This is a genomic window from Enterobacter sp. MGH 4 (genome assembly GCF_000534735.1).
GTDB lineage: Bacteria > Pseudomonadota > Gammaproteobacteria > Enterobacterales > Enterobacteriaceae > Enterobacter > Enterobacter intestinihominis.
In genome coordinates this window covers 2,256,750-2,282,305 of sequence record NZ_KI973289.1, presented here as the reverse complement: position 1 = coordinate 2,282,305, position 25,556 = coordinate 2,256,750, and the positions used below count along the sequence as shown (strand labels likewise).

Genomic DNA, 25,556 nt, shown 5'->3' with positions numbered 1-25,556 from the left:
TGTGCGGCACATAGAACTTAAAAAGAGGTTTGGACTCATGACAGATAAACGCAAAGATGGTTCGGGCAAACTGCTGTACTGCTCTTTTTGCGGCAAAAGCCAGCATGAAGTGCGTAAACTGATTGCCGGGCCGTCCGTGTATATCTGCGACGAATGCGTCGATTTATGTAACGACATCATTCGCGAAGAGATTAAAGAAGTCGCGCCGCACCGTGAGCGCAGCGCGTTACCAACGCCACACGAGATTCGCCACCACCTGGACGACTATGTCATTGGTCAGGAGCAGGCGAAAAAAGTGCTGGCGGTGGCGGTATACAACCACTACAAGCGTCTGCGTAACGGCGATACCAGCAATGGCGTGGAACTGGGCAAAAGTAACATTCTGCTGATCGGGCCTACGGGTTCCGGTAAAACGTTGCTGGCGGAAACGCTGGCGCGCCTGCTGGATGTTCCGTTCACCATGGCGGATGCCACCACCCTGACCGAAGCCGGTTATGTGGGTGAAGACGTTGAAAATATTATCCAGAAGCTGCTCCAGAAGTGCGATTACGACGTACAGAAAGCCCAGCGCGGGATCGTCTATATCGATGAGATTGACAAAATCTCCCGTAAATCAGACAACCCATCCATCACCCGTGACGTCTCGGGCGAAGGCGTGCAGCAGGCGCTCCTGAAGCTGATTGAAGGTACGGTTGCGGCTGTTCCACCGCAGGGTGGGCGTAAACATCCGCAGCAGGAATTCTTGCAGGTTGATACCTCCAAGATCCTGTTTATCTGTGGTGGTGCGTTTGCAGGCCTGGATAAAGTGATCTCTCACCGTGTGGAAACCGGCTCCGGCATTGGTTTTGGCGCAACGGTGAAAGCTACGTCTGAAAAACCAAACGAAGGCCAGCTGCTGGCGCAGGTTGAACCGGAGGATCTGATCAAATTTGGTTTGATTCCGGAATTTATCGGCCGTCTGCCGGTTGTGGCGACCCTGAACGAACTGAGCGAAGACGCGCTGATTCAGATCCTGAAAGAGCCGAAAAACGCGCTGACCAAGCAGTATCAGGCGCTGTTTAATCTGGAAGGCGTTGAGCTGGAATTCCGTGACGAAGCACTGGACGCGATTGCCAAGAAAGCGATGGCGCGTAAAACCGGTGCCCGTGGCCTGCGTTCTATCGTGGAAGCAGCATTGCTCGACACGATGTACGATCTTCCTTCTATGGAAGATGTCGAAAAAGTCGTGATCGACGAGTCCGTCATTGGTGGCCAGACCAAGCCGTTACTGATTTACGGTAAACCGGAAGCGCAGCAGGCATCTGGCGAATAATTCACCATTTCATACAATCAGTTAATCAAAAAGGGGGGATTTTATCTCCCCTTTACTTTTTCCGTATTCATGGCGTTGAATGTATGGGAAACATCCCCATATACTGGATTACATGTTAATGGTTGTGTGAAGCACAGTTACATGACCAGTTTACCTGGCGGACACTAAACTAAGAGAGAGCTCTATGAATCCTGAGCGTTCTGAACGCATTGAAATCCCCGTATTGCCGTTGCGCGATGTGGTGGTTTATCCGCACATGGTCATACCCTTATTTGTAGGGCGGGAAAAATCTATCCGTTGCCTCGAAGCCGCCATGGATCATGATAAAAAAATCATGTTGGTTGCGCAGAAGGAAGCATCAACGGATGAGCCGGGTGTAAACGATCTTTTCACCGTCGGGACCGTGGCCTCTATTTTGCAGATGCTGAAGCTGCCAGATGGCACCGTGAAGGTGCTGGTGGAAGGCTTACAGCGCGCGCGTATTACCACTCTGTCAGACGATGGCGAGCACTTCTCTGCGAAGGCAGAGTACCTTGATTCACCGGAACTTGATGAGCGCGAGCAGGAAGTGCTGGTACGCACCGCGATCAGCCAGTTTGAAGGCTACATCAAGCTGAACAAGAAAATCCCACCTGAAGTGCTGACGTCGCTGAACAGCATCGACGATCCTGCACGTCTGGCGGATACCATCGCTGCGCACATGCCGCTGAAGCTGGCTGACAAACAGTCCGTGCTGGAAATGTCCGACGTTAACGAACGTCTGGAATACCTGATGGCGATGATGGAGTCTGAGATCGATCTGCTCCAGGTTGAGAAGCGCATTCGCAACCGCGTCAAAAAGCAGATGGAAAAATCGCAGCGTGAGTACTATCTGAACGAGCAAATGAAAGCCATTCAGAAAGAGCTCGGCGAGATGGACGATGCGCCGGATGAAAACGAAGCGCTGAAGCGTAAGATCGACGCGGCGAAGATGCCGAAAGAGGCGAAAGAGAAAGCCGAAGCTGAGTTGCAGAAGCTGAAAATGATGTCTCCGATGTCGGCGGAAGCGACCGTTGTACGCGGCTACATTGAGTGGATGGTTCAGGTTCCATGGAATGCCCGCAGCAAGGTCAAAAAAGACCTGCGTCAGGCACAGGAAATCCTTGATACCGACCACTATGGCCTGGAACGTGTGAAAGACCGCATTCTTGAGTACCTCGCGGTACAGAGCCGTGTGAACAAAATCAAAGGTCCAATCTTGTGCCTGGTAGGGCCTCCAGGGGTGGGTAAAACCTCTCTGGGCCAGTCCATCGCCAAAGCGACCGGACGTAAGTACATCCGTATGGCGCTGGGCGGCGTGCGTGATGAAGCGGAAATCCGCGGTCACCGCCGTACCTATATCGGTTCTATGCCGGGCAAGCTGATCCAGAAGATGGCGAAAGTGGGCGTCAAAAACCCGCTGTTCCTCCTCGACGAGATCGACAAAATGTCTTCGGACATGCGTGGCGATCCGGCGTCGGCGCTGCTTGAAGTGCTTGATCCAGAGCAGAACGTGGCGTTCAGCGATCACTATCTGGAGGTCGACTACGACCTGAGCGATGTGATGTTCGTGGCGACGTCGAATTCCATGAACATTCCGGCACCGCTGCTGGACCGTATGGAAGTGATCCGTCTGTCCGGTTATACCGAAGACGAGAAGCTGAACATTGCTAAGCAGCACCTGCTGCCGAAGCAGATTGAACGTAACGCGCTGAAAGCTAACGAGCTGACCGTTGAGGACAGCGCTATTGTCGGCATTATTCGTTACTACACCCGTGAAGCGGGCGTGCGTAGCCTTGAGCGTGAGATCTCTAAACTGTGCCGTAAGGCGGTTAAGCAGCTGCTGCTGGATAAGAGCCTGAAGCACATCGTGATTAACGGCGACAATCTGCATGCTTACCTCGGCGTTCAGCGCTTCGACTATGGCCATGCGGACAACGAAAACCGCGTTGGTCAGGTGACTGGACTGGCGTGGACGGAAGTGGGTGGCGATCTGCTGACCATTGAAACCGCCTGTGTACCGGGTAAAGGCAAGCTGACCTACACTGGCTCGCTCGGTGAAGTGATGCAGGAGTCCATCCAGGCAGCGTTGACCGTGGTGCGTGCGCGCGCGGAAAAACTGGGTATCAACCCGGATTTCTACGAAAAACGCGACATTCACGTTCACGTTCCGGAAGGGGCGACGCCGAAAGATGGCCCAAGCGCGGGTATTGCTATGTGTACGGCGCTGGTTTCCTGCCTGACGGGGAACCCGGTCCGTGCTGATGTGGCCATGACTGGTGAAATTACGCTGCGTGGTCAGGTACTGCCCATCGGCGGGTTAAAAGAAAAACTGCTGGCGGCACACCGTGGTGGGATCAAAACCGTATTGATTCCTTACGAGAATAAACGCGATCTGGAAGAGATTCCGGACAACGTTATTGCCGATTTGCAGATCCATCCGGTGAAACGCATTGAGGAAGTTCTGACTCTCGCACTGCAAAATGAACCGTCCGGAATGCAGGTTGTAACCGCAAAATAGTGACCTCGCGCAAAGAGCGCTAATAAAAACAAGGCTGGTAAGTCATTTCGTACTTGCCAGCCTTTTTTTGTATAGCTAATTTAGATTGCTGATTGGGTTAGCCATCAACAACGGGTGTTGTAAGGTCATAGCAGGACTGATATAACTGCTGCGCGGTCGCGCTGTGAAGGATTCAGGTGCGATATAAATTATAAAGAGAGGAAGAGAACAGTGAATAAATCTCAACTGATTGACAAAATTGCTGCGGGTGCTGATATTTCTAAAGCTGCAGCTGGACGTGCTTTAGATGCTTTAATTGCTTCTGTTACTGAATCTCTGCAAGCTGGGGACGACGTTGCACTGGTAGGCTTCGGTACTTTTGCGGTTAAAGAGCGTGCTGCCCGTACTGGCCGCAACCCGCAGACCGGTAAAGAGATCACCATTGCTGCCGCTAAAGTGCCGGGTTTCCGTGCAGGTAAGGCGCTGAAAGACGCAGTAAATTGATTGCTTTCCCGCTCCAGGGAAGCTGAAAAGTACAAGGGCGCATCGTTTGATGTGCCTTTTTTGTTTGTCCAGACCTGATTTGTGCGAGTTTATGCGAGTTGTGGGCTGACAATTGCCCTGTTTTCTTGTCACAATACGCCTTTACGCGCGACGGTCAGGATTTTCCGTCAGCGTCAGGTAACCAGTCACCTACAGCGGAGTGTTGTTACACCATGATGGACAGCTTACGCACGGCTGCTAACAGTCTCGTGCTCAAGATTATTTTCGGTATCATTATCGTGTCGTTCATATTGACCGGTGTGAGTAGTTACCTCATCGGCGGTGGCGCGAACTACGCCGCAAAAGTGAATGGCCAGGAAATTAGCCGTGGGCAGTTCGAGAACGCTTTTGCTGGTGAACGTAACCGCATGCAGCAACAGCTGGGCGACCAATACTCTGAACTTGCAGCCAACGAAGGCTATATGAAAAACCTGCGTCAGCAGACGCTGAACCGCCTTATCGACGAAGCGCTGCTGGACCAGTACGCGAAAAGCCTCGGTCTGGGCATCAGCGATGAGCAGGTTAAAAAAGCCATCTTCTCGACGCAGGCTTTCCAGTCTAATGGGAAGTTCGACAACGCGCGTTACAACAGCATTGTTAACCAGATGGGGATGACGGCTGACCAGTACGCACAGGCGCTGCGTAACCAGTTGACCACGCAACAGCTGATCAACGCGGTGGTGGGCACCGATTTCATGCTGAAAGGCGAAACTGAAGCGCTGGCGGCACTGGTGGCTCAGCAACGCGTGGTGCGTGAAGCGACGATTGATGTCAATGCACTGGCGGCGAAACAGCAGGTTAGCGACGCTGAAGTTAATGCTTACTATGAGCAAAACAAGAACAACTTCATCTCTCCTGAACAGTTCCGCGTAAGCTATATCAAGCTGGATGCAGCTGCGATGCAGAAAAACGCGACTGACGCCGAGATCCAGTCTTATTACGACCAGCATCAGGATCAGTTCACTCAGCCGCAGCGTAACCGTTACAGCGTGATCCAGACCAAAACGGAAGCAGAAGCAAAAGCCGTGCTGGACGAGCTGAACAAAGGCGCTGATTTCGCGACCGTGGCGAAAGCAAAATCCACCGACATTATTTCTGCCAAAAACGGTGGTGATATGGGCTGGCTGGAAGATTCCACTACCCCGGACGAGCTGAAAAATGCGGGTCTTAAAGAGAAAGGCCAACTGTCTGGTGTAATCAAATCCTCCGTTGGCTTCCTGGTGGCGCGTCTGGACGATGTCGTGGCGGCGAAAACCAAGCCGCTGGCTGACGTTCGTGATGATATCGCTGCGAAAGTGAAGCAGGAGAAAGCGCTGGACGCCTTCTATGCTCTGCAACAGAAAGTGAGCGATGCCGCAAGCAACGACAACGAATCACTGGCGGGCGCTGAGCAGGCTGCTGGCGTGAAAGCGGTTGAGACGGGCTGGTTCAGCCATGAAAATCTGCCGGAAGAACTGAACTTCAAACCGGTTTCAGATGCCATTTTCAATGGTGGTCTGGTAGGTGAGAACGGTACGCCGGGCAGCAACTCAGACATCATTACCGTTGACGGTGACCGTGCGTTCGTACTGCGCGTCAGCGAGCATAAAGCCGAGGCAGTGAAGCCCCTGGAGGAAGTGAAAGATCAGGTGGTGGCGCTGGTGAAACACAACAAAGCGGCACAGCAGGCAAAACTGGATGCAGAGAAAATTCTGGCCGACCTGAAAGCCGGTAAGAACGATGCGCTGAAAGCGGCTGGCCTGAGCTTTGGCGAAGCCAAAACGCTGAGCCGTACCGGTCAGGATCCTGTCAGCCAGGCGGCGTTTGGTCTGAGCCTGCCGGCGAAAGACAAACCTGTCTTTGGCACCACGACCGATATGCAGGGTAACGTGGTGGTTCTGGCGCTGGATGAAGTGAAAGCCGGCACGCTGCCAGACGCGCAGAAGAAGGCCATGGTTCAGGGAATTACCCAGAACAATGCCCAGATTGCTTTCGAAGCGTTGATGAGCAACCTGCGTAAAGAAGCCAAAATCAAGCTGGGTGATGTGGTCACTCAGGAGCAATAATTACGTACCTGCTCGCAGATTTTCGTAACGCTCTGCAAAAACTAAAGGCCGCTTTCGCGGCCTTTTCCATTTCTGCAATCTGCTGTTTGTCCCTGTTTTCTCGTACGGCTATCGTGGCGTGGCTGTCAACAAACAAGGAGAAAACAGCATGAAATGTGGAATCAAAGCACTGTTAATTACACTGGCTATTGCCACTTCCGGGATGAGTGCGGGAGCGCTGGCGGCGTCGCCCTCGGCTAAAGCGCAGGCTGCACAGACCAAAACAGACTCAGCTGCGCAGGCTCATACGCAATCAAAAGCGACTGAGGCCGGTAAAAGTGCAGAGGATGACGGTACGCGAGTCAGCATCAATTCGGCATCGGCAGAAGAGCTCGCGCGCGTGATGAACGGTGTGGGACTTAAAAAAGCCCATGTAGATTCAATCTGTCAATGCAACACCCCTTTCAATTATCTCTTTCGGTGTTTTGAACTTCAGTGTCTTTCTCGGTCTGTTGTTTAGCTGAGCAGCAACCAGATCTAGTTCATGTTGAGTATATTGGGCAAGACATGTCTTTTTAGGAAAGTACTGCCGAATTAGCCCATTTGTGTTCTCATTTGTTCCCCGCTGCCAAGGACTCTGAGGATCGCAGAAGTAAACTTTAACGCCGGTGCTGACAGTAAATTCTAGATGTCTGGCCAGTTCCATTCCTCTGTCCCATGTCAGTGATTTTCTGAGTTCTGACGGTAAACTCAGGAATTTGTCGGTAAGAGCCTGATTTACTGAGACAGAATCTTTGCCCCTGAGTCTAAGGATGATCGTATAACGTGATTTTCGGTCTACAAGTGTGGCTATATGAGAGTTTTTTGTACCTGAGACTAAATCGCCCTCCCAATGCCCCAGAGAGCGTCTGTTATCGATATTTCGGGAACGTTCGTGAATTGGTGTTCCGTTCACTATGTTAATCGTACCTCTTTCGCCTTTGCGGGTATGACGCCTGCCATGGCGAAGGCTATGCGACCGTCGCAGATGCTGTATATTCAGGTGGTGTAGCGCTTCACGGCTACGAAAGTACAGCGTTTTATAAATTGTCTCAGGTGATATTCGCAGCGTTTTTTGACGTGGTTTTGTTCGCCTTAACCATCCTGATATTTGCTCTGGAGACCATTTCATCTCCAGCTTTTCCAGAACAAGCTTTCGCAATGGTAAATTTTGATCCAGTAAGCACGGTTTTGGCCTTTTCGCCATTCTGTTGGCTCGGTTATTAGCATCAACAGCTTTGTAATAGCGTCTGCCCCGATTACGCTGAACTTCACGTGAGATCGTCGAAGGACTGCGATTCAGCGCAGTAGCTATCGCACGAATGCTCATTTTGGCTGACAAACCAGCTCGTATCTCCTCGCGCTCAGACAGTGTCAGGTGAGCTACAGCCCGCTTACGCTCATGGGGTTTTATGCCGCCAGTATCCCTTAACATAGTGAAGATCGTTCCGGGTTTTGAACCCAGGATATTCGCTATTTCACTGAAGCCTGTTCCGTTCTTCCATAGTTCAAAAACAGAGGCTTTTTCCTCTGCTGTAAATGTTCGTCTCATTCAAAAAACCTCCGCAACCCCATGTTTTCACATAACTGTTGCGTTGACCAATTGAATCTACACAGGCCATTGTTAGCTACCGCGAGGAGTACGGTCCTTTTAAAACCCTTGACGATCTCAAGCAGGTGCCGGGTATGGGCAGCGCGCTGGTTGAGCGCAATCTCGCACACCTGACGCTGTAATCGCGTAATCACTTGCACTGCGGCAAAAATTTGCCAGGATAAAGAGGTCATACCAGTTATGACCTCTGAACCTATAACAACGAAAGGCTATTGCGCTATGCAGACACAAATCAAAGTCCGTGGTTATCACCTCGATGTTTACCAGCACGTCAATAACGCCCGCTACCTTGAATTTCTTGAAGAGGCGCGCTGGGATGGCCTGGAGAACAGCGAAAGCTTCCAGTGGCTGACCGCACACAACATCGCGTTTGTGGTCGTCAACATCAACATTAACTACCGCCGCCCGGCTGTGCTTGGGGATGTGCTCACCGTGACCAGTGAGGTCCAACAACTGAATGGCAAAAGTGGTGTATTGAGCCAGGTCGTCACGCTTGAGCCAGAAGGGCAGGTGGTGGCCGATGCGCTGATCACCTTTGTCTGTATCGATCTCAAAACCCAGAAAGCGTTGCCGCTGGAAGGGGAGTTGCGCGAAAAGCTGGAGCTGATGATCGCATAAGTAATATTCAGGAATGCCCGCGCTGTCGACTCCTGTTGTACGACAGCGCGGACAGTTAGCCCTTATTTCAGACCGGTCTTTTTCTGCATCGCGGCCATCACGCCCGCTTTATCCGCAAGATAATGATTCAGACCGTTCGCGCGCAGGTTACAGGCGGCACACTGCCCGCAGCCGTCCCCTTTAATGCCGTTGTAGCAGGTCAGGGTCTCGTTGCGAACGATATCCAGCTTGCCCCAGTAGTCGGCCAGCGCCCAGGTTTCGGCTTTATCCAGCCACATCAGCGGCGTTTCGAAGCGGGTCTCTTTTGCCATACCCAGATCGACGGCGTGATTGAGTGCTTTCACGAATTCATCCCGACAGTCCGGGTAGCCAGAGAAGTCGGTCTCACATACGCCCGTGATCACCGCTTCGGCTTTCACCTGGTAGGCATAGATTGCCGTCAGGGTCAGGAAGAGAATATTACGCCCAGGTACGAAAGTATTCGGAATGCCGCTGGCATCCGGTTCGTAATCAGGAACCGGAATGCTGTCGCGGGTGAGGCTGCTGACGGCCAGTTCATTTAACAGCGTCACGTCCAGCACTTTATGAGCGCGGGCGCCCAGTTTGAGGGCCAGTTCACGAGCGACATCGATTTCAGCGCGATGACGCTGACCATAATCAAAAGTGACGCAATGCACTTCATCATACTGGTGAAGTGCCTGAATCAGGCAGGTTGTGGAATCTTGTCCTCCGCTGAACACGACGACGGCACGTTTCATAGATCATCTCGACAGTTACGGTAAAAGCGTCATGTTAACGCCTGGCTAAAGCGGCGACCAGCTTCTTCACGCGTTTGGTGGAGGAAGCCAGGCTTCGGTGAAGTCAAACCAGCCGCGAGTGTTAAGGCGTATTCCGTTGACGCCCGGAGGAGCGCTGATTTGATACTGGTAGTTAAAGAGCGGTGTCAGGACGGCTGTCTCCATTAATCGGCTGAAGATAGCCTGAAGTCCTGCGTGTCGGTCACGTTCGTCGGCCTGCGTCTGCACCGCATCCAGCGTGGCCTGCAAATGGGCGTATGCCGGTGCGCTCAACAGATGCGGCCAGAGCGCATCGCAGCGGAGCCATTGCTCAAGGGTGTACGCTGGCGCTTCGCCAATCAGTCTGTCTCCCATCATGATGTCTGCATCGGCAAGCTGCTGGCAACCGTCCCACGTCTTGGCGTCGTGAAAGATGACGGTCAGTTCACACCCCTGCCGCGCAAGGTATGCTTTTAACTGACTGGCCATGGTGTGAAGCTCAACCGGCAGGTGGTAGACAAGCGTCAATGCCTCTGGCAGCACAACGTCGGTTAAATCAGTCCACTGGGGGATCGCCCAGCCGGGAAGCAGTTCCTCGGTAGGAGTGATGAGCCCTTCGTTCAGGGGAAGCGTGTGCAGCAGCGTTGAGAGATGAATGATATTAATCAGCCGCTTTGCCTGAAGTTCGCTCAGACGCGGACTTTGTTTCAGCGTGAGGTAGCAGAAGCCCAGACTGGTGCTGTTACTCACCAGCCGCAGGCTGGCCAGCTCGTCGGCCTCGCCAATGGCGATTTGCACCGGGTGGCGACAGCTGGTGCCCAGACTGTAGTCAAAAAGCTGGGGCGTGATCCAGTACTCGATAGCCTTAAGCAACGGATGGCCAAGATGATACTGCTCGTGGCTTTCCAGACGCACCAGTTCAGGCTCAAAAACGCTCAGCCGAAAGGGACCGCTGCCCACCACGGGGTAATCAGGATGCGCCAGACGGCTACAGTAGGTTGCCAGCCTGTGCGCCAGCCAATAGTCAGGTTGATGCAGAATAAACGTCAGGCTTTGCGGATGCGTGGTTTCGATACGTAAGACGCTGCGGAAAAGCGTGTCCATGCCGGGCTGCGATAGCAGCGCCGTCAGGCTTTGCCTGAGCTGTGCCGTCTCTATTTTATCGCCGTTATGCCAGTGCAGGGTGGAGCGTATGTAGAAATGCCAACGCAGGCCGTCAGCAGAGACTTCCCAGTGATGCGCCAGATCGCCCGTGGGTTCACTGCTGTTACCATTAAAACGCATCAAACCAGAGAATACCTGTCCCGCCAGATGCTGCTCCGCCCGGCCAGGGAGAAACCCCGGCTGAAGCGGCTCCAGCGAGCGATAGTAGGGAATACGCAGCGTCGGCGTATCGTTCTGCCATTGCCCGCCCATAAACGGATGCAGCAGCGATCGCAAATCTTCAGGCGCGAGCTGGGCCAGCTCCAGCGCGTTGTGCTGCTGTCCACTTTTCAGGGCCTCTTCCATCATCGTATTACGCAACGAATCCGGGGTGACGTGAAAGCGTAATTCCCCACGCTTTCCTCGTCCGGAGCGGGCGTTCCAGCTTAGCCAGCCCGCCTCCTGCGCCTGGCGCAGCAGGGTGCGTACATGTCGCTCGCTGCAAAAGCAGCGGCTGGCAAGTTCACTGATGGTCACCTGCTGCGTTGCGCCGGCGGAGGGGTGCCACAGACGCTGATACTGGTTAAGACGGTTAAGCTGGCGCATGAAAAACCCGGAACAATAATTATCATCTATTCACTATTACTTCCGTATATCTCACGTAATACTGATGCACAAGTTAACTGCATCACATTTCGGGAGTAATTATGGCTCGGCTCGCTGCATTTGATATGGACGGCACGCTGTTAATGCCGGATCACCGTTTAGGGGAGAAAACCCTGAACACACTTAAGCGCCTGCGCGAGCGTGAAGTCACCCTGACGTTTGCCACTGGTCGTCATGTGCTGGAGATGCGCCATCTGCTGGGAACATTTGCCCTCGATGCGTTCCTGATCACCGGCAACGGGACGCGCATTCACTCCGTCGAGGGCGATGTGCTGCACCGTCAGGATCTGGATCCGGAAGTGGCGGACATCGTCCTGCACAGCACCTGGGATACGCAGGCCAGCGTGCATGTTTTTAACGATGAAGGCTGGTTTACCGGGCGTGAGATCCCGGCCTTGCTGCACGCTCACGTTTACAGCGGCTTTAAATATCAGCTCATCGATTTGCACCGCATTCCGGCACACAAGGTAACCAAGATCTGCTTCTGCGGCGATCACGACGATCTCTGCCGCCTGCGTATTCAGCTTAACGAGGCGCTGGGTGACCGGGCGCACCTGACCTTCTCGGCGGTGGACTGTCTTGAAGTGCTGCCGGTGGGCTGTAACAAAGGATCTGCGCTGGCGGTGCTGAGCGATCGTCTGGGGCTGACGATGCAGGACTGTATGGCCTTTGGTGACGCCATGAACGACCACGAGATGCTGAGCAGCGTAGGCCGTGGTCTGATTATGGGGAACGCGATGCCGCAACTTATCGCCGCGCTCCCGCATTTACCGGTTATCGGACACTGTCGTAACGAAGCGGTGTCCCATTTTTTGACGCATTGGCTGGACAAAAATAACCTCCCATATTCCCCCGAATAGCGAGATCCTTCCAGCAAGCCAGGCTAAAGCCTGGCTTTTTTTTATTTCACCAGATGCAAAATCTGCGCTTTCCACGGCTCAACATCGCCAATATTGGCCTGCACCCATTCTGCGTTGTAATAGGTGTCCAGGTAGCGCTCCCCGCTGTCGCACAGCAGCGTGACGACAGAGCCGCTAAGGCCTTCTTCACGCATTCTCGCGGCCAGTTGTAGCGCCCCCCACATATTGGTGCCGGTAGAGGCTCCGACCTTACGGCCAAGCTGTGTCTCCAGCCAGTGCGCCGTCGCGACGCTGGCGGCGTCCGGCACGCGGAGCATCTCATCCACAACGTCCGGAATGAACGAGGGTTCGACGCGCGGGCGACCAATTCCTTCGATCTTGCTCCCCACAGGGCTGCGCAGGCTGGCATCGCGAGATTGCCAGTAATCAAGGAACACCGAGTTCTGAGGGTCAACCACCATCAGCTGCGTATCATAACCCTGACAGCGGATATAACGTCCGATGGTGGCGGAGGTTCCGCCCGTGCCCGCGCTCATGACAATGTAAGAGGGGACGGGATGTGGCTCGTGGGTCATCTGGCGGAAAATGCTGTCCGCAATGTTATTATTGCCGCGCCAGTCGGTGGCGCGCTCGGCGAAGGTGAACTGGTCCATATAGTGACCATTTAGTTCGCGGGCCAGCATTTCGGAGGCCGCATATATTTCGCAGGCGCTTTCCACAAAGTGGCAGCGTCCGCCGTAAAATTCGATCTGTTCAACTTTACGTTTCGCCGTGCAGGAGGGCATCACAGCGATAAACGGCAGGCCCAGCAGGCGGGCAAAGTAGGCCTCTGAGACGGCAGTTGATCCGGACGACGATTCAATAATCGTGGTGCCTTCTTTAATCCAGCCGTTACATAAACCGTATAAAAAGAGTGAACGCGCCAGGCGATGCTTCAGGCTGCCGGTAGGATGGGTACTTTCATCCTTCAGGTAAAGCTGAATGCCGGGAAATCCAGGCAAAGGCAGGCGGATCAAATGGGTATCTGCCGAGCGCTGATAGTCGGCATTTATTTCGCTGATGGCATGTTTAACCCAGGTGCTATTCATCGTAGTTATCCGTTTGTCATTTTGTGCCCAGCATAGCGAAAAGCACAGAAAAAATTGTTGCTATCTGGCCTTTAAAATAGAATGTAAGGAGAATAATTTTCTCTGGGAGGTGGATATGCTAGATAAAATTGACCGCAAGCTGCTTTCTTTGCTGCAAAGCGACTGCACCCTCTCTTTGCAGGCGCTGGCAGATGCCGTTAATCTGACCACCACACCGTGCTGGAAGCGCCTCAAGAAGCTGGAAGACGATGGCATTCTGCTGGGACGTGTGGCGCTGCTGGACCCCGAAAAACTGGGGCTTGGACTGACCGCCTTCGTCCTGATAAAAACGCAGCATCACAGCAGCGAATGGTACAGCCGCTTCGTCACCCAGGTTTCCGACATGCCCGAGGTGCTCGGCTTCTGGCGCATGGCGGGGGAATACGACTATCTGATGCGTGTTCAGGTGGCAGACATGAAGCGCTACGATGATTTTTACAAGCGGCTGGTCAATAGCGTACCGGGCTTGTCCGATGTCACCTCCAGTTTCGCCATGGAACAGATTAAATACACCACAGCGTTACCCATTGAATAACTTCATAAAATATCTTCAGGAAAAGACCGCGTGCGATTATTTGCCCAAATAAGCTGGTACTTTCGTCGGGAGTGGCAACGCTACCTCGGCGCGGTGGCCCTGCTTATTATCATTGCCATTTTGCAACTGATCCCGCCCAAAGTGGTGGGATACGTCGTGGATGGTGTTACGGAACAACATTACACCGCCGCACGGGTGATGATGTGGGTCGGTACGCTGGTGTTGACGGCCGTGGTGGTTTACCTGCTGCGTTATGTCTGGCGCGTGCTGCTGTTCGGCGCGTCCTATCAGCTTGCCGTTGAGCTGCGCGAGGACTTTTACCGCCAGCTGAGCCGCCAGCACCCTGAGTTTTATCTGCGTCACCGTACCGGGGATCTCATCGCCCGCGCCACTAACGATGTGGACCGTGTGGTGTTTGCCGCCGGTGAAGGGGTGTTAACGCTGGTGGATTCCCTGGTGATGGGCTGTGCGGTACTGATTGTGATGTCTACGCAAATTAGCTGGGAGCTCACGCTGCTGGCGTTGCTGCCGATGCCGCTGATGGCGCTGGCGATTAACCGCTACGGCGAGCAGCTCCATGAACGCTTTAAGCTGGCGCAGGCGGCGTTCTCGTCGTTAAACGATCGCACCCAGGAGAGCATGACCAGCATCCGCATGATCAAAGCGTTTGGTCTGGAAGACAGGCAGTCCGCGCTGTTTGCGGCCGACGCCGCCGATACCGGTGCGAAAAACATGCGCGTGGCGCGTATAGACGCCCGCTTTGATCCGACAATTTATATTGCGATTGGCATGGCGAACCTGCTGGCGGTGGGCGGCGGCAGCTGGATGGTGGTGCGAGGCACCATGACCCTCGGGCAGTTAACCAGCTTTGCGATGTACCTCGGGCTGATGATTTGGCCGATGCTGGCGCTGGCCTGGATGTTTAACATCGTTGAACGTGGGAGCGCCGCCTACAGCCGTATCCGCGCCATGCTGGCGGAAGTGCCGGTAGTGAACGATGGCAGCGAGCCGGTACCGGAAGGTCCGGGTGTTCTGAAGGCTGATATCCGCGTCTTTATCTACCCGCAAACGGAACATCCGGTGCTTGAAAACGTCAGTTTCACGCTGCGTCCTGGTCAGATGCTGGGCATCTGCGGCCCGACGGGCTCCGGTAAAAGCACCATTCTGTCACTGATTCAGCGCCATTTTGACGTGAGCGAAGGCGATATCCGTTTCCATGACGTCCCCCTGCCACGTCTGCTGCTGGATGACTGGCGCAGCCGCCTGGCGGTCGTCAGCCAGACGCCGTTTTTGTTTTCAGACACCATAGCCAACAATATCGCGCTCGGGTGCCCGACGGCGACACAGGACCAGATCGAGCATGTGGCGCGCTTAGCCAGCGTCCATGAGGATATTCTGCGCCTGCCACAGGGCTACGACACAGAAGTGGGTGAGCGGGGCGTTATGCTCTCCGGTGGACAAAAACAGCGTATCTCTATTGCCCGCGCGCTGCTGCTGGACGCTGAGATCCTGATTCTGGATGATGCGCTGTCCGCGGTTGATGGACGTACCGAGCATCAAATTCTGCATAACCTTCGCCAGTGGGGGGAGGGGCGCACGGTCATCATCAGCGCGCACCGTCTGTCGGCCCTTACCGAAGCCAGTGAAATTCTGGTGCTTCAGCACGGGCATATTGCTCAGCGTGGTCAGCATGAGCAGCTTGCCGGGCAGGCCGGCTGGTATCGGGATATGTACCGCTATCAACAGCTTGAAGCTGCGCTGGATGAGGAGGTCACCGATGCGTAAGTTTGGACAGATGTGGCCGACGTTAAAACGGCTGCTCGCCTATGGCTCACCGTGGCGCAAACCGCTTTCCATCGCCGTACTGTTACTGTGGATCGCCGCGATTGCGGAGGTGACCGGTCCGCTGCTTATCAGCTATTTTATCGATAACATGGTGGCGAAAAGCTATCTGCCGCTGGGGCTGGTGGCGGGGCTGGGTGTGGCGTATGTCGGGCTACAGCTGACGGCGGCGGGGCTGCACTATGCGCAGTCGCTGCTGTTTAACCGGGCCGCCGTGGGCGTGGTCCAGCAGCTACGCACGGATGTGATGGATGCCGCGCTGCGCCAGCCGCTGAGCGAGTTTGATACCCAGCCGGTCGGGCAGGTTATTTCGCGCGTCACCAATGACACCGAGGTGATCCGCGACCTTTATGTGACCGTTGTCGCAACGGTTCTGCGCAGTGCCGCATTGATTGGCGCGATGCTGGTGGCGATGTTCAGTCTGGACTGGCGGATGGCGCTGGTGGCGATCTCTATTTTCCCGGCGGTGCTGATTGTGATGGTAATTTACCAGCGCTACAGCACGCCGATTGTTCGTCGCGTGCGCGCTTACCTTGCAGACATCAATGATGGCTTCAACGAAGTGATCAACGGCATGAGCGTTATCCAGCAGTTTCGCCAGCAGGCGCGTTTTGGCGAGCGGATGGGAGAAGCCAGCCGTTCGCACTATATGGCGCGGATGCAGACGTTACGTCTGGACGGCTTCCTGTTACGCCCGCTGCTGAGCCTCTTCTCTGCGCTGGTGCTGTGCGGGATGTTGATGCTGTTTGGCCTGACGACGCGTGGAACCATTGAGGTGGGAGTGCTGTACGCGTTTATCAGTTACCTTGGCCGTCTTAACGAACCGCTGATTGAACTCACTACGCAGCAATCGATGCTGCAACAGGCGGTAGTCGCGGGTGAGCGTGTGTTTGAGCTGATGGACAGGCCGCGTCAGACCTATGGCGATGATGAACGTCCGCTGGAAAGTGGATCCATAGCGTTTGATCATGTCTCGTTTGCCTACCGCGACGATCAGCTTGTCTTGCAGGATATCAACCTCGAGGTACCGTCGCGCGGTTTTGTCGCACTGGTTGGGCATACCGGCAGCGGCAAAAGCACGCTCGCCAGTTTGCTGATGGGCTACTATCCGTTGACGCAGGGGGAGATCCGTCTGGATGGACGGCCTCTTTCCGCGCTTAGCCACAACGCGTTGCGTAAAGGCGTCGCGATGGTGCAGCAGGATCCGGTAGTGCTGGCGGATACCTTTTATGCCAACGTGACGCTGGGACGATCTTTCACGCCTGAGCAGGTATGGGAGGTGCTGGAAACGGTGCAGCTGGCAGATCTGGCGCGCGGGTTAAGCGAGGGGATCAATACCCGGTTGGGCGAGCAAGGCAATAACCTCTCTGTCGGGCAAAAGCAGCTCCTGGCGCTGGCGCGCGTGCTGATTGAGACGCCGCAGGTGTTGATTCTGGATGAAGCGACCGCAAGCATCGACTCCGGTACCGAACAGGCGATCCAGCTGGCGCTGGCTGCCGTGCGGGATCGCACTACGCTGGTGGTGATCGCTCACCGCCTCTCAACGATCGTCGATGCCGATACCATTCTGGTGCTGCACCGTGGCCAGGCCGTTGAACGGGGTACGCACAAAGCGCTGCTCGAGGCGAAAGGACGCTACTGGCAGATGTATCAGTTGCAGCTGGCAGGCGACGAGCTGGCCGCCAGCGTGCGCGAGGAGGAGTCGCTCAGCGCCTGATGCACCATAACAAGGCAATGCGCTAACAGTCTTAACCGTTGGTGCAAAACTGAAACGCACCCTGCACTGCCATGGTGCGTTTTTTTTCACCCCTTCGCGGCGCATGCGCGCCGCGGCGCTTTCCTCCTCACATTTCACTTCTGGCACACCCTTTGCAATATCCCTCTCGTGTTAGCTGCGGCCATTACCGAATTCTGACTGGAGGGGATATATGAAGCTGGTTACGGTGGTAATCAAACCATTCAAACTCGAAGACGTGCGTGAAGCGCTGTCTTCCATGGGTATTCAGGGGCTGACTGTCACCGAAGTGAAAGGCTTTGGGCGTCAGAAAGGTCATGCCGAGCTTTATCGCGGGGCGGAATACAGCGTTAACTTCCTGCCAAAAGTGAAGATTGATGTGGCGATTGCCGACGATCAGCTTGATGAGGTGATTGATGTCGTCAGCAAAGCGGCCTACACCGGAAAAATTGGCGACGGCAAAATTTTCGTTGCCGAACTACAGCGCGTCATTCGCATCCGTACCGGCGAATCTGACGAAGCGGCGTTGTAAGTAACTCCTGGCACACAGTGATAGGGATCGAGAAAATGATGAAAGCAACAATGAAAACAGGTCTGGGTTCGCTGGCACTGCTGCCGGGCCTGGCAATGGCTGCACCTGCTGTGGCAGACAAAGCCGATAATGCCTTTATGATGATTTGCACCGCGCTGGTGCTGTTCATGACGATTCCGGGGATCGCGCTGTTTTACGGAGGCCTGATCCGCGGCAAGAACGTACTCTCCATGCTGACGCAGGTTGCCGTCACGTTCGCGCTGGTGTGCGTGCTGTGGGTGGTTTACGGTTACTCGCTGGCCTTCGGGGAGGGTAACGCCTTCTTCGGCAACGTTAACTGGGCGATGCTGAAAAATATCGAACTGACCGCGGTAATGGGCAGCTTCTATCAGTATATTCATGTCGCGTTCCAGGGCTCATTCGCGTGCATCACCGTGGGGCTGATTGTGGGCGCGCTGGCTGAGCGTATCCGCTTCTCAGCGGTACTGATTTTCGTGGTGGTCTGGCTGACGCTCTCCTATGTCCCGATTGCGCATATGGTCTGGGGCGGTGGTCTGTTGGCTTCCCATGGCGCTCTGGACTTTGCGGGCGGCACCGTTGTTCACATCAACGCCGCCGTAGCCGGCCTGGTAGGCGCATACCTGATTGGCAAGCGCGTGGGCTTCGGGAAAGAAGCATTTAAGCCGCACAACCTGCCGATGGTCTTTACCGGCACCGCCATCCTCTACTTTGGCTGGTTCGGCTTCAACGCAGGTTCAGCCAGCGCCGCTAACGAAATCGCCGCGCTGGCCTTCGTGAATACCGTGGTGGCAACTGCCGGGGCCATCCTCTCATGGGTATTTGGCGAGTGGGCCGTTCGCGGCAAGCCATCCCTGCTGGGTGCCTGTTCTGGGGCGATTGCCGGTCTGGTAGGTATTACGCCAGCATGCGGTTACGTGGGCGTGGGCGGCGCATTGCTGATCGGTATCGTCGCGGGTCTGGCGGGGCTGTGGGGCGTTACCGCACTGAAACGTATTCTGCGCGTTGACGATCCGTGTGATGTATTCGGCGTACACGGTGTGTGCGGCATTATCGGCTGTATCATGACCGGTATCTTTGCTGCACAATCTTTGGGCGGCGTGGGTTATGCTGAAGGCGTGACCATGATGCATCAGGTGCTGGTCCAGCTTGAAAGTATCGCGATTACGGTTGTCTGGTCGGGCGTTGTAGCCTTTATCGGCTACAAGCTGGCCGATATGACCGTGGGGCTGCGCGTACCGGAAGAGCAGGAGCGCGAAGGTCTGGACGTCAACAGCCACGGCGAGAATGCGTACAACGCATAATTTGAGTGCCTTGCCGGGTGGTGGCTTCGCCTTACCCGGCCTGAAAAAGTGAAATTTGCAGGCCCGGTAAGCGTAGCGACCGGGCTTTTTACCTCACCCGCGATTACGCATCACACCTTCCTGCACGGTAGAAGCCACCAGCACACCATCCTGGGTGTAAAACTCCCCGCGAACAAAACCGCGTGCGCTGGACGCAGAGGTACTTTCTACGCTGTAAAGCAGCCACTCGTTCATGTCGAAAGGACGATGGAACCACATGGAATGGTCAATCGTGGCGACCTGCATCCCTTTTTCCAGGAATCCCACGCCGTGCGGCTGTAGCGCAACCGGCAGGAAGTTGAAATCCGACGCATAACCCAGCAGATACTGATGCACGCGCAAGTCTGCCGGTACGCTGCCGTTGGCGCGGATCCACACCTGGCGGGTGGGCTCAGCAGTATGCCCCTTCATTGGGTTATGAAATTCGACCGGGCGGATCTCCAGCGGTTTATCGCACAGAAACTTCTCTTTTACCTGCGGCGGCAGTAGATGTGCGAGTGCGCGGGCAATTTCGGTTTCCGATTTCAGATCGTCCGGCGATGGGGCGGACGGCATCTGTTTTTGATGCTCATAGCCCGGCTCTGGCGCCTGGAAGGAGGCGGTCATGTAGAAGATGGGTTTCCCATGCTGGATGGCCGCCACACGGCGAGCGCTGAAGCTTTGGCCGTCACGCAGAACTTCCACGTCGTACACAATCGGTTTAGCGCTGTCACCGGGGCGTAAAAAGTAGCTGTGGAATGAGTGCACCAGACGGTCTGCCGGAACGGTCTCCTTAGCGGCATATAGCGCTTGCCCCACGACCTGGCCCCCAAAAACCTGGCGTAAGCCTAAATCTTCGCTCTGTCCGCGAAAAAGCCCTTCTTCTATTTTTTCCAGGTTCAGCAATGTCAGCAGATTGTTCAGTGCCTGACTCATAGTGGTCCTCAATAAACGCCGTGGCGAAAGATACGCTGAGTATAACGCAGAAACGATAGTGGTCCGATGGGTAGAATTATCTTAATACCTGGGCAAAATTAGGCATAAATCCGTGATTTGTGCCACACTTGTTTACGTTATGTGAATAAAACGACATCGGATGGGATCGATCCCGCCGGTGCATTGATGATAAGGAGACTTCAATGAAACTCGTGCCTATGTTAAGCGGTGTTGCAATGGCGGTGGCGTTGTCCGCCTGTGCGGATAAGAGTGCCGATGTAGCGGTACCAACGGCGACCCCAAACGGGATTAACACCCTTTCACAGCAAGCTATTCGACAGCCTAACGTGTCCGGTACCATCTGGATCAAACAGAAAGTCGCTCTGCCGCCTGACGCGGTTTTAACGGTCACGTTATCCGATGCGTCTCTGGCGGATGCACCGTCTAAAGTCCTTGCACAGCGTGCAGTTCGTACAGAGGGTAAACAGGCGCCGTTCAGCTTCGTGCTGCCGTACAACCCGTCTGACGTTCAGCCTAACGCGCGTATCCTCCTGAGCGCGGCGGTAACGATCAACGATAAGCTGGTCTTTATCACCGATACCGTGCAGGAAGCGGTCAACAAAGGGGGCACCAAAATCGACCTGACCCTGGTCCCGGTGCAGCAGACTGAAGTGCCTGTGGCAACGCAGACCAATCAGCCGACCTTGCCTACACCGCCAACACAGTTGTAACTTTCTTTCGCCCTCTTCATCTTGACGGGAGAGGGCGTCAGTATTCCCAGCGATACTTCTGCATATCTATCTGTCCCGTCCCGGACACCTGTACCCCTTCTGAGAGTAATGCCTGACGCTGGCGCTGCAAGTCTGGCCCGGTGAGGGAAATGGCACCATGGCGATTAACGACCCGGTGCCATGGTAACGTACTTCCCTCCGGAAGCCTTCTTAGCACGCCGCCAACCTGACGCGCTGCGCGCGGAGAGCCCGCCAGTCGGGCGACTTCCCCATAGGTCGTAACACAGCCTTCCGGAATCGAGGCCACGATTTGCCACACTCGCTGTGGGAAAGAGTCGTGTTCGTCCATTGTTTCTCCAGCGGGAATTCAGCGAAGGGTAATGTTATACGAAGATAAAGAAGATTGTCGGGTCAGTTTGCGCAATAATCCAGCATCCAGTTGCCAGCGGCTTGCAATTGAGGTGCTCCACAGGGATAATGCGCCAGCGCGTTGGTTATCAACGCTCTCAATGGGGGCTCTGTTGGTTCTCCCGCAACGCTACTCTGTTCACCAGGTCAGGTCCGGAAGGAAGCAGCCAGGGCAGACGACGTGGGTGCCGGGATGTAGCTGGCAGGGCCCCCACCCATTTGTGTTCTTCTCTGAAGTTTCCCCCCTATATAAACCTTCTCAATTATGTGCCTATTTTGTTCGTGCAATATATCCTTCATTGAACTGAAATAATAATGTCATAAACCTGTAATAATAGACTGTCATTTTATTATCGGGCGTCTTTTTGTTGTCATAAGCAAAAAAATATATATCTGGATAACAAACTTATCTTCGTGTATTAAATTAAACACGTGTTCCGAAAGGATGTGACAATCATGGTAACTGCGGTTTTAAACGTTAAAATTGATGAAGCGCTAAAAGAAAGACTCCGCCACTATGCGGAAGACAATAATGAGAATTTAAGCGTGACCACAGAGAAACTGCTGCTGCTGGCATTTGAAGCAGTAGAAGAGGCGGGAGTATCGGAAGAGGATGTTGATAATCAGCATACGGAAGAAGAGAGTGTAAATCCATTTACTCCTAAAGAAATCAAAGCACTACGTAAACTTCTGAAGAAGAGAAAATGAAACAACAACTATCGACAGCCAGCGATTACAACGAGGCCTGCAATCTGTTACGTTCGGGCTATGTGAAACATGTTCGTCTTGGCTGGAATGTAGGAAGCGATGAGTTCTTTCGAATTGCGTCTGACTGGTGTGATACCGGTGCAAAAATAAAGAAAGAAGGTGAAAATTTCATTATTTCGCTGAAAGGCTTCCCGATTCCTCCTCAACATTAAGTTGTTCTTCATGAAAACAGCTGACTGCATGCGTTACAGTCAGCTGTTTTTATTGTTTCTGGCGAATAATTTACACCAGGCTCCGTTTTACTGGCGGTGTACTTTTATTTAAGGCAAGCCACAGCGGTTTGATACGCAGTAATGCCTCTTCAAGTTCTGGCGAATTGAGTGAGAAGGGCATACGCAGGTAGCGGTCAAACGCGCCTGAAAGCCCAAAGCGCGTGCCGGTGCCCATAATGATGCCTGTCGTTTCCGCACGTGCCGCCAGTTGAGTCGCCAGCATGCCGGGTAGTTCAATCCAGTATGAAAGTCCTCCCTCCGCTTCCTGAAACCGCCATTCGGGGAAATGCTCCCGTAACATCTGGCCGCAGCGGTCACGCCGTTCTGCCAGCATTTGCCGCCGGGCAGGCAGGAAGGTTTCACTGTTTTCGATAAGCCACAGCGTGGCCAGCTGTTCCAGCACCGGAGAGCCCAGATCCAGCGTATCGCGCGTCTGTGCGAGCGTGGCGATAGTGCGGGACGAGGCGCGGATCCAGCCGAGACGAAGCCCACCCCAGAAGCTTTTGCCTGCGGAACCCAGCGTAATCACTGCGGCCTCCTGGTTAAAGGCGGCCAGCGGCGGCGGCGGGGGAGCATCGAACCAGAGATCGACCATGGTTTCATCCACCACCAGCGTGGTGCGGGTTTGCGCGGCGATGTCGGTTATGGTCTGACGCGTCGCGGCATCCATGCAGCGCCCGGTCGGATTATGAAAATCCGGCATTAGATAGGCCAGACGCGGGGCTGTCTGGGCAAGCGTTGCGGCAAAACCATCGGTATCCCAGCCCGTTTCTGGCAGCGAGACGCCCACGGGCCGGCATTGCGCCCCCTGAATCGCGGCTATCGCCAGCGGGTAGGTGGGATGATCCACCACCACGCGATCCCCGGGCCCGGTCATCATTCTTAAGATCAGGGCGAAGCCGCTGACGGCACCGTTCACCACCATCACTTCGTCTGCCCGGGTGGGCAGACCGCGTGCGGTATAGCGGGCGGCGATAGCTTCACGCAGCGCTGGAAGCCCAAGCTGATCGTAGCCGGTCAGCGCCAGATTCGGCGTAATGGTCGTCAGCGCGTGGGTGTAGGCCTGATGGATCTCTGGCCCTGCGTTGAGCGCGGCGGTTGAGAGATCCAGCGCCGCGCTGGCAGTGGAAAGCGTGGGCACGGCCCGGCTGTCTGGCAGGATCGCCCGGGAACCGCTGCCGTGACGGCTCTCCAGAAAACCCTCTTCACGCAGATGCGCCAGCGCGCTGCTGATGGTGGTGCGGCTGACGTCCAGTGCGGCGGCCAGTTCCCGCTCTCCGGGCAGGCGCGTGTTTAGCGCCAGCCTGCCATCCAGAATTAACAGGCGTAACGCGTCAGCCAGCTGGCGCCACCGCGGGGTGCGGGAAGAGGTTTGCTGCCAGTGCCCTAACAGGCGAACCAGAGACTGGCTTCCAAAACGTCGTGATGACATGTGCAGTCCACTATTTGAAAACTGGACATTAATCATAGTGCCATTTTCAGCGAAGATGGAAGCTGGTTCTTCGGAGAAGAGAAAATGGTGCGTCGTCTGGTACAACTTTATGTCGGTTTAGCCCTTTACGGACTTTCAACCGCGATGTTTATTCGTTCGGATCTGGGTGTTGATCCCTGGAATGTTTTTCACCTTGGCGTCGCCATCCAGGCCGGAATGAGCATCGGCACGGTGATGATTTTAACCGGGGCTGCGGTGCTGCTGCTATGGATCCCGCTGCGTCAGCTTCCGGGGCTGGGTACGGTCAGTAACGTGATTTGTATTGGCCTGGCGGCAGATGCGTCAATGGCATTGATCCCGGAACTCACCTCGCTGCCCGTGCGCATCACCCTGCTGGTTTCCGGCATTGTGGTTAACGCCCTTGCCACCGGAATGTATATCGGCGCGGGTTTTGGCGCAGGCCCGCGCGACGGTCTGATGACCGGCATACACGCCCGGCTGGGCTGGTCGATCCGCAGCGTGCGTACCGCAATCGAGGTGACCGTGTTGATCGTCGGCTATCTCCTCGGGGGAGCGTTTGGCGTCGGAACCGTGCTATATGCGTTAACCATCGGCCCGCTGATCCAGCTTTGTTTGCCGTGGTTTCGCCAGAGACCGCGCATGCAGAAAGCCGCGCAGCCGGAGCGGATTGCTTAATTTTGCGAAGCGCTCACAGGCTATAATGGCGTAACTGTGTCAGAATAGTGACTACCTTTTACGACGCCAGAATCTATGAAAGCGATCACTCTTTATGACGTTGCCCGCGTAGCGGGCGTTTCTTATCAGACCGTTTCCCGGGTGATTAACGACGCGGAACACGTTTCTGCCCGTACGCGGGAAAAGGTCCGACAGGCCATGGCGGCGCTACACTATGTACCTAACCGTGGCGCGCAGCAGCTGGCCGGAAAACGCACCCGCACGCTGGGGCTGATGACCAGCGATCTGGCGCTGCATGCGCCGTCGCAAATCGCCTCAGCTGTAAAATCCCGGGCAGTGGAGCAGGGGGCTGGCGTGCTCATCTCTATGGTGGAGCAGCCCGCGCAGTGTCAGGCTGCTTTGCAGGAGTTACTGGCGCAGCGCGTGGAGGCGCTGCTGGTGAACGTTCCGCTGGAAGATGCTCAGGCAGAAATGCTTCAGGAAATGGCCTCGCCGACCCCGGTTCTTTTTCTTGATGTTTCCCCCACAGCTCGGGTTAACAGCCTCGTTTTCAATGCTGAACAGGGCGCTGGCCTGGGGGCGGAGCATCTGCTTTCGCTGGGGCACCGGCGAATTGCGCTGCTCGCCGGGCCGGAAAGTTCTGTCTCTGCCCGGGCTCGTCTGGCGGGATGGAAAACTACGCTGGCTCAGGCTGGCGTTGAGGCGTTTGCGGTGGCGCAGGGCGACTGGAGCGCGGCCTCGGGCTACGAGAAAGGGCATCAGCTTCTGGCGGGCGCACAGCTGCCGGAAGCGATCCTTGTGGCGAACGATCAGATGGCGCTTGGCGTTTTACGCGCCTGTGCGGAAAAAGGCGTTGCGGTACCGGGGCAGATCTCGGTTGTCGGGTTTGATGATACGGCTGACAGCGCGTGGTTTTCCCCTCCGCTGACCACAGTTCGGCAGGCGTTCCGCGAGGCCGGTGAACGCAGCGTGGAGTGGCTCCTGGCAACTGCCCGTCACGCCGAACCCTGGCAACAACAACTTCCCGTTACGTTGATCGTTCGTCATTCCACCGCGCCGCGCGCCGTACAACAGGCCGATCGTGAAGAGCTGGCGCAACAGCTAAGAACGCTGGCGCTGCTGGCGGAGAAACTGGCGCGCAGCTAGCGCTT

23 protein-coding genes, 1 other RNA gene and 2 pseudogenes are annotated in these 25,556 nt (G+C 55.1%); 19 read left to right on the top strand and 7 right to left on the bottom strand.

What is annotated here, in order from left to right:
* The first annotated feature begins 37 nt into the window (after positions 1 to 37).
* From clpX to L350_RS24665, 5 genes and pseudogenes are all read left to right on the top strand, one after another.
* Positions 38 to 1,312, top strand: a complete 1,275-nt coding sequence (gene clpX, locus L350_RS11625; protein ID WP_006809879.1) for an ATP-dependent protease ATP-binding subunit ClpX — start codon at positions 38 to 40, stop codon at positions 1,310 to 1,312.
* 184 nt (positions 1,313 to 1,496) lie between these two features.
* Positions 1,497 to 3,851: an endopeptidase La gene (lon, locus tag L350_RS11630; protein ID WP_032624746.1), complete on the top strand. Its 2,355-nt coding sequence runs from the start codon at positions 1,497 to 1,499 to the stop codon at positions 3,849 to 3,851.
* A gap of 210 nt (positions 3,852 to 4,061) precedes the next feature.
* Positions 4,062 to 4,334, top strand: coding sequence for a nucleoid-associated protein HU-beta (gene hupB / locus L350_RS11635; RefSeq protein WP_002444653.1), 273 nt, complete (start codon positions 4,062 to 4,064; stop codon positions 4,332 to 4,334).
* Between the two features lie 212 nt (positions 4,335 to 4,546).
* A complete protein-coding gene (gene ppiD, locus L350_RS11640) occupies positions 4,547 to 6,418 on the top strand; it encodes a peptidylprolyl isomerase (protein ID WP_032624745.1) in 1,872 nt (623 codons plus the stop codon).
* 148 nt (positions 6,419 to 6,566) lie between these two features.
* Positions 6,567 to 6,827 (top strand): annotated as a pseudogene (locus L350_RS24665) (competence protein ComEA); the annotation flags it as partial.
* Between the two features lie 9 nt (positions 6,828 to 6,836).
* Here L350_RS24665 and L350_RS23255 read toward each other — a convergent pair.
* Positions 6,837 to 7,988, bottom strand: coding sequence for an IS30-like element IS30 family transposase (locus L350_RS23255; RefSeq protein WP_001254932.1), 1,152 nt, complete (start codon positions 7,986 to 7,988; stop codon positions 6,837 to 6,839).
* A gap of 50 nt (positions 7,989 to 8,038) precedes the next feature.
* Between L350_RS23255 and L350_RS23250 the strand changes: the two are divergent.
* Both L350_RS23250 and L350_RS11655 read left to right on the top strand, forming a co-directional pair.
* Positions 8,039 to 8,170 (top strand): annotated as a pseudogene (locus L350_RS23250) (helix-hairpin-helix domain-containing protein); the annotation flags it as partial.
* Between the two features lie 97 nt (positions 8,171 to 8,267).
* Positions 8,268 to 8,666, top strand: coding sequence for a YbgC/FadM family acyl-CoA thioesterase (locus tag L350_RS11655; RefSeq protein WP_017694410.1), 399 nt, complete (start codon positions 8,268 to 8,270; stop codon positions 8,664 to 8,666).
* 62 nt (positions 8,667 to 8,728) lie between these two features.
* Here the strand turns inward: L350_RS11655 and queC are convergent, their stop codons facing one another.
* A complete protein-coding gene (queC, locus tag L350_RS11660; protein WP_022647250.1) occupies positions 8,729 to 9,424 on the bottom strand; it encodes a 7-cyano-7-deazaguanine synthase QueC in 696 nt (231 codons plus the stop codon).
* A 66-nt stretch (positions 9,425 to 9,490) separates the two neighbouring features.
* Entirely contained in the window at positions 9,491 to 11,191 is a 1,701-nt protein-coding gene (locus tag L350_RS11665) for an SgrR family transcriptional regulator (protein WP_032624742.1), read from the bottom strand.
* Positions 11,192 to 11,292: 101 nt separating this feature from the next.
* On the opposite strand from L350_RS11665, the gene cof reads away from it, so the two are divergent.
* Positions 11,293 to 12,111: an HMP-PP phosphatase gene (gene cof, locus L350_RS11670; protein ID WP_032624741.1), complete on the top strand. Its 819-nt coding sequence runs from the start codon at positions 11,293 to 11,295 to the stop codon at positions 12,109 to 12,111.
* A 41-nt stretch (positions 12,112 to 12,152) separates the two neighbouring features.
* Here cof and L350_RS11675 read toward each other — a convergent pair whose 3' ends face one another.
* Positions 12,153 to 13,199 carry a PLP-dependent cysteine synthase family protein gene (locus L350_RS11675; protein ID WP_023299455.1) on the bottom strand — a complete coding sequence of 349 codons (1,047 nt, stop codon included), beginning with the start codon at positions 13,197 to 13,199 and terminating at the stop codon, positions 12,153 to 12,155.
* Positions 13,200 to 13,314: 115 nt separating this feature from the next.
* Here L350_RS11675 and L350_RS11680 point away from each other — a divergent pair, with 115 nt between their 5' ends.
* The 5 genes from L350_RS11680 to amtB all read left to right on the top strand — a co-directional run bounded on the left by L350_RS11680 (position 13,315) and on the right by amtB (position 19,204).
* Positions 13,315 to 13,773 (top strand): Lrp/AsnC family transcriptional regulator, encoded by a 459-nt coding sequence (locus L350_RS11680; protein ID WP_022647254.1) that lies wholly within the window; start codon positions 13,315 to 13,317, stop codon positions 13,771 to 13,773.
* Between the two features lie 30 nt (positions 13,774 to 13,803).
* Positions 13,804 to 15,558, top strand: a complete 1,755-nt coding sequence (locus L350_RS11685) for a SmdA family multidrug ABC transporter permease/ATP-binding protein (RefSeq protein WP_032624740.1) — start codon at positions 13,804 to 13,806, stop codon at positions 15,556 to 15,558.
* Entirely contained in the window at positions 15,551 to 17,332 is a 1,782-nt protein-coding gene (locus L350_RS11690) for a SmdB family multidrug efflux ABC transporter permease/ATP-binding protein (protein WP_032624739.1), read from the top strand. Before L350_RS11685 ends, L350_RS11690 begins: the two co-directional genes overlap by 8 nt.
* 211 nt (positions 17,333 to 17,543) lie before the next feature.
* On the top strand, positions 17,544 to 17,882 hold the full coding sequence (gene glnK / locus L350_RS11695) for a P-II family nitrogen regulator (RefSeq protein WP_006809867.1): 339 nt from the start codon (positions 17,544 to 17,546) through the stop codon (positions 17,880 to 17,882).
* Positions 17,883 to 17,917: 35 nt separating this feature from the next.
* Positions 17,918 to 19,204 carry an ammonium transporter AmtB gene (gene amtB, locus L350_RS11700; protein WP_022647257.1) on the top strand — a complete coding sequence of 429 codons (1,287 nt, stop codon included), beginning with the start codon at positions 17,918 to 17,920 and terminating at the stop codon, positions 19,202 to 19,204.
* 93 nt (positions 19,205 to 19,297) lie between these two features.
* Here the strand turns inward: amtB and tesB are convergent, their stop codons facing one another.
* Positions 19,298 to 20,158, bottom strand: coding sequence for an acyl-CoA thioesterase II (gene tesB / locus L350_RS11705; RefSeq protein WP_022647258.1), 861 nt, complete (start codon positions 20,156 to 20,158; stop codon positions 19,298 to 19,300).
* A gap of 203 nt (positions 20,159 to 20,361) precedes the next feature.
* Between tesB and L350_RS11710 the strand changes: the two genes are divergently transcribed.
* The gene (locus tag L350_RS11710; protein WP_022647259.1) at positions 20,362 to 20,889 is read left to right on the top strand and encodes a YbaY family lipoprotein; all 528 of its coding nucleotides are present in this window, start codon (positions 20,362 to 20,364) and stop codon (positions 20,887 to 20,889) included.
* 37 nt (positions 20,890 to 20,926) lie between these two features.
* Here L350_RS11710 and L350_RS11715 read toward each other — a convergent pair whose 3' ends face one another.
* Entirely contained in the window at positions 20,927 to 21,238 is a 312-nt protein-coding gene (locus L350_RS11715) for an MGMT family protein (RefSeq protein WP_022647260.1), read from the bottom strand.
* Between the two features lie 170 nt (positions 21,239 to 21,408).
* On the opposite strand from L350_RS11715, the gene ffs reads away from it, so the two are divergent.
* The 3 genes from ffs to L350_RS11725 all read left to right on the top strand — a co-directional run bounded on the left by ffs (position 21,409) and on the right by L350_RS11725 (position 22,217).
* Positions 21,409 to 21,505: signal recognition particle sRNA small type (gene ffs, locus L350_RS23245), an RNA gene on the top strand.
* Positions 21,506 to 21,753: 248 nt separating this feature from the next.
* Positions 21,754 to 22,005 carry a hypothetical protein gene (locus tag L350_RS11720; protein WP_022647261.1) on the top strand — a complete coding sequence of 84 codons (252 nt, stop codon included), beginning with the start codon at positions 21,754 to 21,756 and terminating at the stop codon, positions 22,003 to 22,005.
* The gene (locus L350_RS11725) at positions 22,002 to 22,217 is read left to right on the top strand and encodes a hypothetical protein (RefSeq protein WP_006809861.1); all 216 of its coding nucleotides are present in this window, start codon (positions 22,002 to 22,004) and stop codon (positions 22,215 to 22,217) included. Before L350_RS11720 ends, L350_RS11725 begins: the two co-directional genes overlap by 4 nt.
* A gap of 70 nt (positions 22,218 to 22,287) precedes the next feature.
* On the opposite strand, the gene L350_RS11730 is transcribed toward L350_RS11725, so the two are convergent.
* Positions 22,288 to 23,709: a MocR-like transcription factor YczR gene (locus tag L350_RS11730; RefSeq protein WP_032624738.1), complete on the bottom strand. Its 1,422-nt coding sequence runs from the start codon at positions 23,707 to 23,709 to the stop codon at positions 22,288 to 22,290.
* A gap of 84 nt (positions 23,710 to 23,793) precedes the next feature.
* Here L350_RS11730 and L350_RS11735 point away from each other — a divergent pair, with 84 nt between their 5' ends.
* Both L350_RS11735 and L350_RS11740 read left to right on the top strand, forming a co-directional pair.
* Positions 23,794 to 24,405, top strand: coding sequence for a membrane protein YczE (locus L350_RS11735; protein ID WP_022647263.1), 612 nt, complete (start codon positions 23,794 to 23,796; stop codon positions 24,403 to 24,405).
* A gap of 75 nt (positions 24,406 to 24,480) precedes the next feature.
* Positions 24,481 to 25,551 (top strand): LacI family DNA-binding transcriptional regulator, encoded by a 1,071-nt coding sequence (locus L350_RS11740; protein ID WP_022647264.1) that lies wholly within the window; start codon positions 24,481 to 24,483, stop codon positions 25,549 to 25,551.
* Positions 25,552 to 25,556: the final 5 nt, after the last annotated feature.